This is a genomic window from Flagellimonas sp. 2504JD1-5, assembly GCF_053618295.1.
Genome location: NZ_JBSIOU010000002.1, coordinates 1567482 through 1581744, shown reverse-complemented (window position 1 = coordinate 1581744; position 14263 = coordinate 1567482). Strand labels below are relative to the sequence as shown.

Sequence of the window (14263 nt, the reverse complement as noted above, 5' to 3'; positions counted from 1 at the left end):
AGATTAACTTCAATTTTCAATCAGAAAACAATTAATGCAACACTTATGAAAGCAACACTAAATTTTAAACTATTATGTAGCACTTTACTGTTTTTCTTAGCTGGGTTTACCATAAATGCCCAAGAAACAGCAGATGCATCGGGTGAACAAGAACAAAAACTACCCGGAAAGCCCGAATTGGTGAGTTCCCAAGACCAACTTGTTTCACTTGCGTCTTTAGATGAAGGGGATTACCGCTACACGGTGGAGGATTACTTTGCCAATCCCAAAGCGTTTACCTTTCGCTTTTCTCCGGATGGTGAATATCTTTCCTATCGCGAAAGTGATGAAAATGGAAAGCAACATATTTATGTGAAGAATATTGCCACGGGTGAAGCTAAAAGAGCCATTGAAGAAAAAGATGAACTAGTACGAGGATATGGATGGCTGAACAATGGAAGATTGTATTATTCCATGGACAAAGGGGGTGATGAAAATTATCACATTTATGCGGTCGATTTGGATGGCGGCAATCTAAAGGATCTTACGCCTTACGATGGGGTGCAGGGCCAGTTTACCGAACTATTACGGGAGGATAAGGAACATATTATTGTTTCCATGAATAAAAACAATCCCCAAGTATTTGAGCCCTACAAAGTAAATTTAAACACGGGGAAATTGACACAGTTATTCAGCAATGATGATCCTAACAACCCCATTTTTGGTTACAATTTTGACAAAGACGGAAATTTAAAAGGCTACGTGAGAATAAGGGATGGTGTTGAGCAAGATGTGTATTACGAAGATGGAAATGGTGGGTACAAATTACTGAAAAGCCTTAACTGGAAGGATAGTTTCAATATTTTGGACTTCAACTACGCTACCGAAAACCCTCATGACGCCTATGTGCTTTCCAATTTGGAGAGTGATAAGGCCGAAATAGTACTTTATGACCTTATGGCGGACAAGTTGATTGAAAAAGTGTTCACCAATGATCATTATGATGTTCAAAATATCGGATTGTCCCGCACAAGAAATTATTCCATTGACTACTTTGGGTATGAAGGAGAGAAAAGTATTGTGGTTCCAGTTAGCGATGCTTATAAAAAATTGGACAAGAAAGTTGCAGAACAACTCCCAGGGAAACAATACAGTATTTTGGATACCACAGAAGATGAAAACCTACTGATGGTTTATGTTGACAGTGATAAATTGTATGGGGTTTATTATGCCTACGATGTGGCAAAAAATGAGTTGAAAGAGTTATACAATACCATGCCCCAGTTAAAAGAAGGCGACATGTCGGAGATGCGCCCCATTACCTTTAAAAGTAGAGATGGGATTACCTTGCATGGCTATATTACATTACCGAAAGCCGCTTTGGCCGGGCAAAAAGTACCGGTTATTGTAAATCCGCATGGTGGACCACAGGGTATCCGTGATTCCTGGGGATTCAACCCAGAGGCTCAATTGTTTGCGAGTAGGGGCTATGCCACTTTGCAGGTCAATTTCCGAATTTCAGGAGGATATGGAAGAGAGTTTTTGGAGTCCGGTTTCAAACAAATTGGACGAAAAGCCATGGATGATGTGGAGGATGGATTGCAATATGTAATAGATCAAGGCTGGGTAGATGGAAACAAGGCGGCCATTTATGGAGGAAGCCATGGAGGCTATGCCGTTTTAAGAGGATTGACCAAAACACCTGACCTGTATGCCTGTGGGGTCGACTATGTGGGTGTTTCCAACCTTTTCACCTTTATGAAGACCATTCCTCCGTATTGGAAACCTTATTTAAAGATCATTAAGGAGATTTGGTACGATGAGGACAATCCAGAAGAAAGAAAGGTTATGGAAGAAGTGTCTCCTGTTTATCAAATCGACAAAATAAAGAAACCATTGTTTGTGGTACAGGGGGCCAATGATCCTCGTGTGAACATTGACGAATCTGACCAAATTGTTAGCGCGCTTAGGGGAAAAGGATATGATGTGCCCTATATGGTAAAGTATGATGAAGGACACGGATTTGGCAAAGAAGAAAATAGAGTTGAGCTCTATAAGGCCATGATGGGCTTTTATGCAAAGCATCTTGGTAAGCAAGAAATACCAACACCGCTAAAAGACTGATGGGTAAGACCAGTTGATAAAAGGAGCCTTTTAGGCTCCTTTTTTTTATGCCTACCGTTCGCAATGTGAAATATACCATTGGTCATAATCTCCTTTCCCTTGGAATATTGACAACGTATTTTTGGAGTATAAACATCAAAAGACGGTTACGATGATAACAATTGCCAAACTATTGATCTCACTACTCATTGACATTCTTGTTTAACAAACTAGGAAATAATATAAAAATCATACCTATGAAAAGATTAAATAAATCACAGAAGTTCATTTTTATTTCGGGGGTCCTGCTAACCGCCTTTGCCATTTTGGGCAAATGGAACAATTGGGATATTGACTTTTTCCCATTTTTCTACACAGGTTCAACTTTTATGTGGATAGCCTTTTTAAAAACAGAAAAAGGCTGCTGCTTTAGCTTAAGAAAGAAAAGAATCGATACAAAAGCATAAATCCACCTCATTTACCAAAAGATTATATTTGGATCATTATTGATTTAGACCAATGGTTTTTAACATCAAAAAAAGCAATAGCACCTTCTGGATACTCCAATTTTTGGGATGGGGGTTTATCAATTGCATTTCCATTTTTGCAATGCAAAAAATTAGTTGGGAGCTTATTGTTTACTCCATAATAGTTGGCATTTTTATTGGCATTTTTTCTACTTCCATATTAAGATGGTATATCAAAAGAAATGTAGGGTTTGAGTCCTTTGGAATCAAGGATTTTATAAAGCTTCTAATATCGTTTTTGATTACCTGTGTCATTTTTGGAGGGATGAATTACTTATTTGGATATTTGTACGCCAAATATGGACCAGGGCTCACAGAAGAAGAACTCCAAATATTCAAGATTTATGACGGCGTTTTCATCCACATTCTTAACTCACTTTTTCTGATTGGGGCATGGACGGTCACTTATTTGGTCATTAAATTACTTCTAAAATTAAATCGAGATCGAATTGAACGACTTGAATTGAACACTAGCTTAAAACAAGCACAATTGAATACCCTCAAAGGACAGATAAACCCACATTTTATGTTCAATAGTTTAAATAACATAAGGGGATTGATGTTGGAGGATGTTGAAAAGTCGAGGGAAATGTTGACCAAGCTTTCAGAAATTTTAAGGTATTCGCTCACCAAAAACAATATTAACTCCATTCCATTACAGGAAGAATTGGAAATTGTGGATAATTACATTGACCTCTCCAAAATACAGTTTGAAAATCGATTGGAGTTTGTCAAGGAGGTGGACGAAAGGATGCTGCAACACCAAATACCTCCAATGATCATACAGTTATTGGTGGAAAACGCTGCCAAACATGGTATTTCCAACTTGAAAAAAGGTGGCAGAATAGTTTTGGTCGTAAAACAAGATATGGACGTAATGATGATTCAGGTAAAGAACACTGGAAAATTAAAACTTCAAAAAAGCACAACCCAATTAGGGTTGAAAAATATAAGACAACGGTTGAAACTACTTTATGCAGATAAAGCATCCTTTAGTTTACATGAAATTGATGGAGAGGTTGTAGCGGATATTAAAATACCAATGGAATGAAAATCAAGGCGGTTATTGTTGAAGATTCCAGATTGGCCCGTAATGAGCTCAAAGAACTCATAAAAAAGCATGATGAAATCGAGCTTGTGGGTGAGGCTGAGAATGTGGATATGGGGTTTGAACTTATTCAAGCGCAATCTCCGGACCTACTGTTTTTGGATATAAATATGCCAGAAAAGGATGGTTTTGAACTTCTTGAAATGTTGGATGAGGTGCCCATAACAGTGTTCACCACCGCATTTGATGAATATGCCATAAAATCTTTTGAGTACAATGCTTTGGATTATTTGTTAAAGCCAATCAACGAAAAGCGCTTTGCAATGGCCTTGGAAAAAGTAAGGACTAGGTTGGATGAAAAGCATCAAGAAGAGGAAAAATCGGCAAAATTATCCGAAACAAGCCAAATCTTTATAAAAGATGGGGAATCGTGCTGGCTGGTCAGAATAGGTGAGATTTCGCATTTTGAAATTGTGGGGAACTACACCAGAGTGTTTTTTCAGGATAAAAAACCACTATTGTACAAATCACTTAATCAAATCGAGGAGAAATTACCTAATCAATCGTTTTTCAGGGCGAACAGACAACAAATAGTCAACACCAATTATATCAACAATGTAGTGCCGTGGTTTAATGGTAAACTAAAGTTGCAAATGAAAAACGGAGAAGAAATCGAAGTGTCCAGAAGACAATCCTATATATTCAAGGATAAAATGAGTTTATAATCAAAAAACGAAAGTTGTAGAAACAAAAAAAGGCCCTCTTTTAAGAGGGCCTTTTTTATTAAAAGTATTTAGGCTCGTAAGATGTCTTTATACCGGTCTTTATATCCTATAAGTACAACAACGTTTAAGATAATAAGTATCAAAGCCCCCATTATTCCTTCAGGAGCAAGGACAGCATGGAATAGTACAGCGTTTACCGAAATACTCATCAGAATTACGGCCATTAAAGCCCCATACTTGTTTAAAATAAGGGCAAGACCTGTCAAAACCTCAATGACTGCTACAATGGTCATTGTATGATTTGAGGATAGTGCACCAAAATAGGCCATCGCACTTTCTGACATTTCCCCAAATGGAATAAAGTGGAAAAATTTGTTCAAACCAAAGGTAAGTACGAACAATCCTAAAAGAATCCGCGCTACCATAAAAACTTTTGAATTCATAAATTGAATTTTTAGTGGTTAAGCAATAAAATTAACCAAAATTTATGAATTCAATAATTTGAAGCTTTCATAGTTCCGATTTTGGAAATAAATCATAATGATTTCAACAATCCACCATCAATTGGAATATTGGTTCCGGTGATGTAGGCAGCCTGTTCTGAGGCCAAAAAAGTGACCAGATATCCATATTCTTCCGGTTTTCCAATGCGATGCATGGGCACTTGGGTTTCCATTGCAGAACGAACCTCAGCTGATGGAATGCCCAATTTTTCAGCCTTTTTTGCGTTCAACTGGGCTATTCGGTCCGTATCAAAATATCCCGTAAGCGCATTGTTGATGGTAATGCCGTCTTTGGCCACTTCAATAGCTAAACTTTTGGCCCAAGTGACCACCGCCGCCCTTATGGAATTGGACAATGCCAAATAATTCAGCGGCTCTTTTACCGAAATGGATGCGACGTTTATGATCCTGCCCCATTGTTTTTCTTGCATATGCTTTAAGGCCAACTCTGTGGTCAGCACTACGGATTTGAAGAGCAGGTCAAAAGCATTTTGGTAGTCATCTACCTTCTTTTCCAAAGCATTCCCCGCTTGGGGCCCTTGAGTATTATTTATGAGAATATCTACGGAATTCTGGATAAAAAATGAGGTGATTTTGGAGGTAAAACCCTCAAAATCGGAGAAATCAACAATCAAATAACCATGTTTTTGTCCTTGTGCTGTAGCCAATTCCGATACAATTTGCTGTAAACGTTCTTCATTTCTGGCCATAAGGGTAACGTTGGCACCACTTTCCGCCAACTGTCGGGCGATAGCTTCGCCAATACCTTTGCTACTACCCCCAACCAGGGCATTTTTTCCTAAAAGTGATATGTTCATTTTATTTGTATTCTTCCCTTGCCGGGCTAAAAATATCCATCAATTTGCAAGGTGTCAATGCTTTTCCACCATGTGGAACGTTGGATGGAATTACAACAACATCTCCCGGGTGGTGAATTGCTGTTTCTCCTCCAACTGTAAATTCAAAAGTGCCTTCTAGCACATGCATGATCTGTTCGTGAACATGATGGTGTTCTGGTACTTCTGCACCTTTTTCCACATCCCAAAAAGCCCAGGTCATGGTTTCGCTGTGAACCATTTTGCCATGATAACCAGGCATAATTTCTTTGCTGGGAACATCTTTTAAATTCATAGTAATTGTTATGATTTGATTCTAGTTCTGATCTAATTTTTCTGATACACTATTGTAGTATTCTCTTGTGACCTTCTCGGTCCAAACCGTTGGAGAGTTTCCGTAAATGGCAATATAGGATACTTTACTGTCCTTGGAAGATGTATGCCAATGCTCCGTGTTTTTTTCGCACTTGATAACATCTCCCACGTTAATAATTATTGGATCTTTTCCTCTTTCTTGATAATATCCCCTTCCTTCCAACACGATCAATACTTGGGGGGTGCTATGCTTATGCCAATCCAGCGTTGAGTTTGCACTGAAGGTCGCTTTAGTAACATTGTAGCCAAGACTATCTTCTTCCTGAAGCAAAAAGTTTAGCCAAGCATCTCCCAAATGATGTGTATTTGGTGCTTTGATCCCTTCATCCAAGAGTGATTTAATAGGATAATCCAAATTCTGAGCCAATGCAATAGTGGGTAGAGAAAAGAATAGGAAGAATACTAAATTTCTCATAGGTAGCAATTTTAAACCAAGGTAACAATTAATAAGATCATATCTAAGTTTGTATTGGTTTGGTCAATGTCTATTTTTGGTCGATAAATTGAAGTGATGAAAATCCATTTTATAGCCATTGGGGGAAGTGCCATGCATAACCTGGCCTTGGCGTTGGAACATAAGGGATACGAAGTTACAGGTAGTGACGATGTAATTTTTGAACCTTCAAAAAGCAGATTGGATGCCAAAGGCTTACTTCCAAAAAAGTTTGGTTGGTTTCCTGAAAGGATTCACGATAATCTGGATGCCGTAATCTTGGGAATGCATGCCAAACCGGATAATCCCGAATTGCTGAGAGCTCAAGCATTGGGATTGAAGATCTATTCGTATCCAGAGTTTTTATACGAGCAATCCAAATACAAAACAAGGGTTGTCATTGGGGGTAGCCATGGTAAAACAACCATTACCTCAATGATTCTTCATGTTTTAAACTATCATGATATCCCTGTGGATTATATGGTTGGGGCGCAACTAGAGGGTTTTGAACGAATGGTACACCTAACTGAAAACAACGATTTTATTGTGCTTGAAGGGGATGAGTATTTATCATCTCCAATTGATAGAAGGCCAAAATTTCATTTATATCAACCCAATATTGCGCTTTTAAGTGGGATTGCCTGGGATCATATCAACGTATTTCCAACTTTTGAAAACTACGTGGAACAGTTCCAGATTTTTGTGGATGGAATAGTTCGAGGTGGATCTATTACCTACAATGAGGAAGATCCAGAGGTGAAAAAAGTTGTGGAAGCTTCGGAAAATGCCATCCGAAAATTTCCATACAGCACCCCGGCCTATAGGGTTGAAAATGGAGTCACCTTATTGGATACTCCGGAGGGGGAAATGCCCATTGAAATATTTGGACAGCACAACCTGAACAATTTGGCTGGCGCCAAATGGATCTGTCAGAACATGGGTGTGGATGAAGCTGATTTTTACGAAGCTATTGCCTCCTTCAAAGGAGCCTCAAAACGATTGGAAAAGATAGCTGAAGGCCAAAATAAGGTTGCGTTTAAAGATTTTGCCCATTCTCCGAGTAAAGTAAAGGCAACTACAAGAGCTGTTAAAGAGCAATTTCCCAACAGAAACTTGATAGCATGTTTAGAACTGCATACCTACAGCAGCTTGAATGCCGAATTTCTCACGGAATATGACGGTGCTTTGGATGCCGCTGATGAGGCTGTCGTTTTTTATTCGCCCGATGCTGTAAAAATCAAACAACTGGAAGAGGTAACCGAAAAACAGATTTCAGAAGCATTGCAAAGGGAAGATGTTCGAATTTTCACTGACCCGAAAGCTTTCCAAGAATATCTTTTTGGGCAAAATTTTGAGGACTCCACTTTATTGCTGATGAGTTCTGGGAATTATGGGGGATTGGATTTTAACAATGTCAAGAAGCTTTTTGATTAAAAAAGGCAAATTTGTCAGTCCTCCATTCCATGGAACGGTAATTGTTTCGAGTATTGGGTGAAATCGCCGTTTCTTATCTTGATTGAGACCTTACCGAAAAAAGTTCGCCGGCTCACATCCATTTTATTGGCCGCATTTATGCTGGGAATTTCCAATGTTATTTTGGAAGAAGACCGAATGATCAACGATTCCCGACCGAATATTGAATATCAAGAGGTACAAGATAAGGATGAGAACGAGTAAGATTTGGTTCTATTTACGATGACTAATTCAATTTTTCGGCAAGATGATGATAGTCTGGATCATTCAAAATTTCATTTTTAGCAAATCCCAACGATATCGACTTTTTAAGAAGTTCCACTGCCCTGTCCTCGTCTTTCATTTTGATATAATACAGCGCAGACTGGTAATAAGTCCATGAATAATAAGGGTCAAAAGTGATGATTTCGTCAAATATTTGCTGTGCTTTCCCGTATTTTCCCAATTGGATATAACATCTAATCATATTGGTATATGGAACGATCCAGTGATGGACATTAAAACTTTTTTGAAAGCATGTAGCGGCTTTATCATAAGAACGCAGCCCAACGTAACAACACCCCATAAGGTTTTGTAATCCATGAAGGTTTGATTTGGCCCTGGAAAATGAGGCATAAGTTTCAAGAAATCGAAGTGCAATTGAGTAGCATTTGACCTGAATCAATTCCTCGGCCATGATTTCATATGGAACCATTTCTTCGCTTGACTTTGTCTGAACGAGTTTGTTTATATATACCTGAATCTGGTCTTCATTTTTTTGTCTTGCGTTCGAATAGATCATGATGAGGTAAATATCTGGGAGATACTCCTCATGTTCTTCATCTTCCTGAAACAGGTTCCAATCGAGGATCAATTGTCCCCATTCCAAAGCTTGTTGATAATCTTTGTGAATGCGGTAGCAGTCGTCCAAAAGTGACACAAGGGTGTCGATATCATAAATTTCCCCTTCGGACACCATTGTCAGCAGCGCCTGATCAGATTGTCCAAGTTTAAGGTGGCAAAAGCTCAATAACTTCATGGATTCATCGTCCAGTTCCCCTTGGCTGTAATTTTCATCCTCAAGATTTAAGGCTTCGTCAAGGCAAGCTCTGGCTTCTTGAAATTGATTTGATTTTACCAAACCCGCGCCTTCAAGGCATAACCACTTCTTTTTTAGGTTTTTTTAGGGATGGTGACCGGCCTTTTTAATCAGCTGTAGGGCCAACTCATGATTCTCGAATTCTTGATGATGAAGCAAATATTCCGCTATGCCCTGTAGAATATCGGATGATGGATTCTCTGTTGTTGCAAGTCTTAAAAACAAATCCTTGACTGGTTGCTTATCCTTTACTTCATTTAAACGTTCCACAAAAGCATGCAAATCGTATAAATCCATAGGTGTGAACGTAGAAATGGCCTTTGGTGAGAACTTTTTTTCCAGCATTGCATTGGTTGAGGTAAGCTGCTCTGTTTTTTTGCCCAACCAGTCTTCGTACCACACCCTAAAATTGTTTGCCCGCCACACAAAACCCCCATCGCTTACCATCGCATTGATCCATACCTGACCCTTGTAAGGTCCGTTCATCACTAGATTATAATAGGTTCCGCCCCCTGCATCTGCAATACAAAGCAATCCATTATCGGCAGCTTGGTACATTTTTGAGGCATCGGACGTTGTATCCTTAAAAACCTGATCCATTCGATTGCTGAAAACATCAAAATTTTCCTGGCCATTATATTGGAACATGCGGTTGAATTCTTTCGGGTCTATCCATGGCAAAGCAAGATTGGAATAGGTCTTATGGATTTTAAGCGGTAGGATGCCTGTTCCAGGCCCAGGGCCACCATTACCTATTTGTGTTAAAAAATCCTGGAAGTCCTCCGGCAAGGAAACCTCATGCCTTTCTTCAAATTCAATGATGTGTTCTTCCTTTAAAGGTAGATATTGAAAATTTGGGTCTGCAGGGGAGAATTGGGAATTTTTAAAAATCAGTTCTTTTAACTTTGTAATCTTAGCTTTCATTTATTCTCGTCAAAATTTAATTCTTATGGAGTAGCTGTGCTTTACCATCGCCATTTAATAGGTAAGTCCTGTTTTTTCGCTTTGCCACAAATGCATTTTTTGAAATAAGGTCGTATCCTTTTTTAGAAATGCTACCGTCCTTATATAGTATTTTATAACGCATCTTTTTGCGGAAAATACCAATAGCTTTGGGCAGTTCAACGTCAAAGCGCTCGCAGGCATAAGGACTTTCCAGAAACTTCTTCCCATTTTGGAAATAATACCAGTTCTTTCCTTTCTTTAGCCCTATGGTTGAATGAATGCCGTGAGGGTATCTTTCGGTGAACCGCACTTCTTCATAATATTGTTCAGATATAAGACTTCCGGCTAAATTTGTAATCCCAATTTTTCCTTTGTTTGAGACAATTATGAAATGAATTCCAACTGCTAGGATTTGATCGTATTTTTGTGTGATAAATTTGAGGTCTGAAGCGTTTTGAATTTTGGAAGGTGAAGGTTCTTCATCCCTAAGGTAGTTGGTTGTTTTCTTTCCGGTTTTTAAATCAAAAGCTTCGTTTTTAAAGATTACGATATTCGCTTCGTGAGGAAACGGGGCCAATTCAAAAGTTTCATGCACCGGCTCAACCAAAAACTCTCCAGTTCTATCAATTATTCCATATTTGCCTTCTTTTTGAACCAAAGCGGCCTTGTCAAAAAATGGATATGCGATGTGGAAACCTTTTGAAAAGAGCAGTAGGTTTTTTTGCAGGTCCCAGTAGAATAATTGCTTTTTATGCCGAACCAGGACAATGTTCTTATCCGATAAGAAAAGTTGCCTGTCCAAACATGGAATGTTTATGGTTTGCGATTTCAACATTTGAATTGCCAGAAAACAAGGAAGTATGGTTAAAACTCGAAAACCATATTTTTTGACCATCTTTTTAGCAGGAAATTAAAGAAAAGGTCAAAAGGAGCCTTTGGCATTTGACGGCTGCCTTTTTTGGATTGACGGAGATAGGAAAAAGACTTGACGGATCAGGACATTAAACCCCAAATTGCCTTAAATGATGATCCAAATGCTTGTACTGCATCTTGCCCCATTGTTCAGGAGAAAATTCCCCAAAACCAGGATGTGGTTCCCAATGCGTTTTGCTTTTTTCGTTATGGAAATCATTGATTGCAGTGATCAGCTTTTCTTTTTCAGCTTTAAAATCTTTTTTGTCCACAACTTTAAAGGGTTTGGACGTAGGTAAATTTGGCTTCCATAATTTATCGTCGTACATACCTTTCTTAAAACTTTTAAAAAGCAATTTCATAATTGGATTAGGTTTTTTCATTTCATATCTTCCCAGAGCCAAATTCAGTGGAAATTGACAATGGGACAGCATTTGGCCAACCTCCATTTTACCCCATAACCCCTTTGAAGATTCGTTCAACTTGTTGATACGGCCTAAAACTTCCGAATGTGATTCATTTTCAAAAAGTGATTTCATATTTGGATACCTTAACATTGAAAATTACATAAATTAATCTTCTATATTTAAAGTATGCTAGAAAAAGTGGTTTCCTTTTCTATTAAAAATTGGGCAGATGATGATAAACCCAGAGAAAAATTGGTGCAAAAAGGACGTTCTGTACTTTCCGATGCAGAATTGATCGCAATTTTGATTGGTTCAGGTAATAAAACCGAGAGTGCCGTTGAATTGTCCAAACGCATTCTTGCATCGGTGAACCATAATTTGAATGAACTCGGAAAACTCTCCATAAATCAGTTGAAACAATTTAAAGGTATTGGTGAAGCGAAAGCTGTAAGTATTGCTGCGGCTTTGGAGGTGGGAAGAAGAAGAAGGGGCGATGATGCAGAAAAAATCTATCGTATTTCGAGCAGCAAAGATGCCTTTGAGCTTCTTTATCCGTTGATGGGAGAGTTGGAACATGAAGAATTTTGGATTGTATATTTGAACAATTCCAACAAGATTATCCATAAGTCGCAATTAAGCAAAGGAGGTATTACCGGAACACTGGTGGATGTAAGATTGGTGATGAAACAAGCTTTGGAATTGGGGGCGGTAGGCATTGTATTGGCCCATAACCATCCTTCGGGAACTATTAAACCAAGTTCTGCAGATAAACAAATAACAAAAAAATTACAAAAAGCCGGCGAAGCTTTGGACATAAAAGTGCTAGATCATTTAATATTGACCCAGCATAATTATATGAGTTTTGCAGATAAGGGAATACTTTAGTTGCTATGTTATTAATCTACACCCATAAAATTACGAATCGGCTGACTTACACCACTAGGCAACTGTTTGAGCGAATTTTGGGAATTGAGGTGTCTTTTACCAACAAGGTAGAGGATTTTATAAAACATTCGGGGCCAAAACTCACGTATTCCAAACAACCTTTACAAAACGAATTTTTTATCCGGAGCAATGATTTACTGTTCGAGCAGGGAATCAACGACCTTGATATTAAAGTTTCTGATTGGGACGGGGTTCCTTGCTTTTTTTCATGTGGTGAAAGAAGTGCGATACCTTACGATATATTTTCGGCCAGTTTTTTTCTTTTAAGCAGATATGAAGAATACCTGCCACATGTAAAAGATAGTGTAGGTCGATTTCCTGCTAAAGAAAGTATAGCCCATCAAAACGGATTTTTGAAGTTACCTGTCGTTGATATTTGGACCCACAAGCTATTAATGGCCCTAAAAGAACGTTTTCCCGATATTGAAACCAAACAAAGAAAGTATTCTTTTGTCCCAATAGTTAATGTAACCACCTCCCATTGTTATGCACTAAGGGGATTTACAAGAAGCTTGGGAGGATTTTTGCTTGATTTTGGCAAGTTTAGATTTAAGTCAATGATAAGGCGATTTTCAGTGCTTTTAGGTATTAAAAAGGATCCTTATGACAATTTTTACGAGTTGATCGACATCCATAAAAAATTCCCGATAAAGACCATGTTCTTTTTTCAACTGGCAAAGTATTCCGCCCATGATAAAAATGTCTCCGCAAACAATAATAAGTTTCGTTACCTGATAAAGTCGGTGGCGGATTACAGTGCTGTTTCATTGAGTACTTCCTTTCTTTCTTCCACGGATAAAGCGGTGCTGAAGGAAGAAAAACGAACTTTGGCCGATTTAATCAATAGACCTGTCAACTTTTCCCGCTTACGCTATAATCGTGTAAATGTACCTAGCACCTATAGGAACCTTATTGAAACAGAGTTTACCGATGATTTTTCAATGGGCTATACCCATGAGATTGGATTCAGGGCTGGAACGTGCACGCCTTTTTATTTTTATGACATCAATATGGAGGTGAGGCAGCCCTTGAAAGTACATCCATTTGCCGTTCATGATTATGCACTTATTAATTATGAAAGAAAAGATGAGGTTTTTGAAATTATGGATCAAGTGTACAGGCAGGTTAAACAAGTGAATGGGGATTTGATAACCGTGTTTTCCAACGAATTACTGGGAAGTGATCATAAAATAGATTGGTTTGAACTATACCAATCCTTTTTAAAGCGCTACTATGTTTAAAGCGATTACCGATATATTTTTTGACCTTGACCATACCCTGTGGGATTTTGAAAAGAATTCGGCTCTTACATTTCAAAAAATCCTAAATGAGAAACAATTACATGTAAATTTGGAGAATTTCTTAAATTCCTACGTACCCATTAACCTAAATTACTGGAAATTATATCGGGAGGACAGAATCAGTAAGTCGGACCTGAGATACCAGAGACTTAAAAAAACCTTTGATCAGATCAATGTAGAAGTTTCGGACGAGTTGATCAATAGTTTGGCCGATGACTATATTGAACATTTATCTTCCTTTACCAACCTGTTTCCACATACACTAGACGTTTTGGACTACTTGTCACCAAAATATCGGTTGCACATTATTACCAATGGGTTTCAGGAAATTCAGGAAAAGAAGTTAAAAGGAGCCAACATCCATCACTATTTTGACCAAATAATAAATTCCGAGACGGCCGGGGTAAAAAAACCACATCCCTATATATTTGAACTGGCATTGGAAAAGGCAAAGGTTCGCCCAAAAAACTCCATAATGATTGGGGATAGCCTTGAAGCAGACATTATGGGAGCCCAGTCCGTGGGATTACACGCTTTACACTTTAACGCCCACAAAGAACCACAACACGATTTATGCAAAATGATTGATAGTCTTATTGAAATAAAAAACATTTTATAAAGTTATAATAGGGTATTGCCAGCCTCAAATGTTGTACTAGAAAATGCTTTTTAA

General features: G+C 38.3%; 17 protein-coding genes. 9 read left to right on the top strand and 8 right to left on the bottom strand.

The genetic code is table 11. The features are described 5' to 3' along the window. Positions 1–45: 45 nt before the first annotated feature. The 4 genes from ACULLG_RS16645 (at position 46) to ACULLG_RS16630 (ending at position 4382) form a co-directional block, all read left to right on the top strand. Positions 46–2103, top strand: a complete 2058-nt coding sequence (locus ACULLG_RS16645) for a S9 family peptidase (protein ID WP_452127914.1) — start codon at positions 46–48, stop codon at positions 2101–2103. A gap of 236 nt (positions 2104–2339) precedes the next feature. Continuing rightward, entirely contained in the window at positions 2340–2549 is a 210-nt protein-coding gene (locus tag ACULLG_RS16640) for a hypothetical protein (RefSeq protein WP_452127913.1), read from the top strand. Between the two features lie 142 nt (positions 2550–2691). Then, positions 2692–3660: a sensor histidine kinase gene (locus ACULLG_RS16635; protein ID WP_452127912.1), complete on the top strand. Its 969-nt coding sequence runs from the start codon at positions 2692–2694 to the stop codon at positions 3658–3660. Beyond that, the gene (locus ACULLG_RS16630; protein WP_452127911.1) at positions 3657–4382 is read left to right on the top strand and encodes a LytR/AlgR family response regulator transcription factor; all 726 of its coding nucleotides are present in this window, start codon (positions 3657–3659) and stop codon (positions 4380–4382) included. Before ACULLG_RS16635 ends, ACULLG_RS16630 begins: the two co-directional genes overlap by 4 nt. Positions 4383–4450: 68 nt before the next feature. Here ACULLG_RS16630 and ACULLG_RS16625 read toward each other — a convergent pair whose 3' ends face one another. The 4 genes from ACULLG_RS16625 to ACULLG_RS16610 form a co-directional block, all read right to left on the bottom strand. After that, complete coding sequence (locus tag ACULLG_RS16625) at positions 4451–4825, bottom strand: DoxX family membrane protein (protein WP_452127910.1); 375 nt, start codon at positions 4823–4825, stop codon at positions 4451–4453. A gap of 92 nt (positions 4826–4917) precedes the next feature. Next, a complete protein-coding gene (locus ACULLG_RS16620; protein WP_452127909.1) occupies positions 4918–5703 on the bottom strand; it encodes an SDR family oxidoreductase in 786 nt (261 codons plus the stop codon). A gap of 1 nt (position 5704) precedes the next feature. Beyond that, on the bottom strand, positions 5705–6016 hold the full coding sequence (locus ACULLG_RS16615) for a cupin domain-containing protein (protein WP_452127908.1): 312 nt from the start codon (positions 6014–6016) through the stop codon (positions 5705–5707). 21 nt (positions 6017–6037) lie between these two features. After that, a complete protein-coding gene (locus tag ACULLG_RS16610; RefSeq protein ID WP_452127907.1) occupies positions 6038–6511 on the bottom strand; it encodes a cupin domain-containing protein in 474 nt (157 codons plus the stop codon). A 96-nt stretch (positions 6512–6607) separates the two neighbouring features. On the opposite strand from ACULLG_RS16610, the gene ACULLG_RS16605 reads away from it, so the two are divergent. Both ACULLG_RS16605 and ACULLG_RS16600 read left to right on the top strand, forming a co-directional pair. Further along, positions 6608–7963, top strand: coding sequence for a UDP-N-acetylmuramate--L-alanine ligase (locus tag ACULLG_RS16605; RefSeq protein WP_452127906.1), 1356 nt, complete (start codon positions 6608–6610; stop codon positions 7961–7963). A gap of 78 nt (positions 7964–8041) precedes the next feature. After that, positions 8042–8206: a hypothetical protein gene (locus ACULLG_RS16600; protein ID WP_452127905.1), complete on the top strand. Its 165-nt coding sequence runs from the start codon at positions 8042–8044 to the stop codon at positions 8204–8206. Positions 8207–8228: 22 nt separating this feature from the next. Here the strand turns inward: ACULLG_RS16600 and ACULLG_RS16595 are convergent, their stop codons facing one another. From ACULLG_RS16595 to ACULLG_RS16580, 4 genes are all read right to left on the bottom strand, one after another. Beyond that, a complete protein-coding gene (locus ACULLG_RS16595) occupies positions 8229–9122 on the bottom strand; it encodes a tetratricopeptide repeat protein (RefSeq protein ID WP_452127904.1) in 894 nt (297 codons plus the stop codon). A gap of 42 nt (positions 9123–9164) precedes the next feature. Next, positions 9165–10004, bottom strand: coding sequence for an SMI1/KNR4 family protein (locus ACULLG_RS16590; RefSeq protein WP_452127903.1), 840 nt, complete (start codon positions 10002–10004; stop codon positions 9165–9167). A gap of 16 nt (positions 10005–10020) precedes the next feature. After that, complete coding sequence (locus ACULLG_RS16585; protein WP_452127902.1) at positions 10021–10860, bottom strand: hypothetical protein; 840 nt, start codon at positions 10858–10860, stop codon at positions 10021–10023. Positions 10861–11026: 166 nt separating this feature from the next. Beyond that, positions 11027–11476, bottom strand: a complete 450-nt coding sequence (locus ACULLG_RS16580; protein WP_452127901.1) for a DUF1569 domain-containing protein — start codon at positions 11474–11476, stop codon at positions 11027–11029. Positions 11477–11530: 54 nt separating this feature from the next. Between ACULLG_RS16580 and radC the strand changes: the two genes are divergently transcribed. Genes radC through ACULLG_RS16565 form a run of 3 tightly spaced genes read left to right on the top strand, consistent with a single transcriptional unit; the run spans position 11531 to position 14209 of the window. Further along, positions 11531–12229, top strand: coding sequence for a RadC family protein (radC, locus tag ACULLG_RS16575; RefSeq protein ID WP_452127900.1), 699 nt, complete (start codon positions 11531–11533; stop codon positions 12227–12229). 5 nt (positions 12230–12234) lie between these two features. Further along, positions 12235–13530 (top strand): polysaccharide deacetylase family protein, encoded by a 1296-nt coding sequence (locus ACULLG_RS16570; protein WP_452127899.1) that lies wholly within the window; start codon positions 12235–12237, stop codon positions 13528–13530. Further along, positions 13523–14209, top strand: coding sequence for a YjjG family noncanonical pyrimidine nucleotidase (locus ACULLG_RS16565; RefSeq protein WP_452127898.1), 687 nt, complete (start codon positions 13523–13525; stop codon positions 14207–14209). Before ACULLG_RS16570 ends, ACULLG_RS16565 begins: the two co-directional genes overlap by 8 nt. The last annotated feature ends 54 nt before the right edge of the window (positions 14210–14263 follow it).

Excerpts from the sequence above, each read along its gene's own strand:
- ACULLG_RS16630 (WP_452127911.1), top strand. The coding sequence starts at position 3,657 with ATGAAAATCAAGGCGGTTATTGTTGAAGATTCCAGATTGGCCCGTAAT.
- radC (WP_452127900.1), top strand. The coding sequence starts at position 11,531 with ATGCTAGAAAAAGTGGTTTCCTTTTCTATTAAAAATTGGGCAGATGAT.
- ACULLG_RS16565 (WP_452127898.1), top strand. The coding sequence starts at position 13,523 with ATGTTTAAAGCGATTACCGATATATTTTTTGACCTTGACCATACCCTG.
- ACULLG_RS16570 (WP_452127899.1), top strand. The coding sequence starts at position 12,235 with ATGTTATTAATCTACACCCATAAAATTACGAATCGGCTGACTTACACC.
- ACULLG_RS16625 (WP_452127910.1), bottom strand. The coding sequence starts at position 4,825 with ATGAATTCAAAAGTTTTTATGGTAGCGCGGATTCTTTTAGGATTGTTC.
- ACULLG_RS16635 (WP_452127912.1), top strand. The coding sequence starts at position 2,692 with ATGCAAAAAATTAGTTGGGAGCTTATTGTTTACTCCATAATAGTTGGC.
- ACULLG_RS16620 (WP_452127909.1), bottom strand. The coding sequence starts at position 5,703 with ATGAACATATCACTTTTAGGAAAAAATGCCCTGGTTGGGGGTAGTAGC.
- ACULLG_RS16640 (WP_452127913.1), top strand. The coding sequence starts at position 2,340 with ATGAAAAGATTAAATAAATCACAGAAGTTCATTTTTATTTCGGGGGTC.
- ACULLG_RS16590 (WP_452127903.1), bottom strand. The coding sequence starts at position 10,004 with ATGAAAGCTAAGATTACAAAGTTAAAAGAACTGATTTTTAAAAATTCC.
- ACULLG_RS16585 (WP_452127902.1), bottom strand. The coding sequence starts at position 10,860 with ATGTTGAAATCGCAAACCATAAACATTCCATGTTTGGACAGGCAACTT.
- ACULLG_RS16610 (WP_452127907.1), bottom strand. The coding sequence starts at position 6,511 with ATGAGAAATTTAGTATTCTTCCTATTCTTTTCTCTACCCACTATTGCA.
- ACULLG_RS16645 (WP_452127914.1), top strand. The coding sequence starts at position 46 with ATGAAAGCAACACTAAATTTTAAACTATTATGTAGCACTTTACTGTTT.
- ACULLG_RS16615 (WP_452127908.1), bottom strand. The coding sequence starts at position 6,016 with ATGAATTTAAAAGATGTTCCCAGCAAAGAAATTATGCCTGGTTATCAT.
- ACULLG_RS16580 (WP_452127901.1), bottom strand. The coding sequence starts at position 11,476 with ATGAAATCACTTTTTGAAAATGAATCACATTCGGAAGTTTTAGGCCGT.
- ACULLG_RS16605 (WP_452127906.1), top strand. The coding sequence starts at position 6,608 with ATGAAAATCCATTTTATAGCCATTGGGGGAAGTGCCATGCATAACCTG.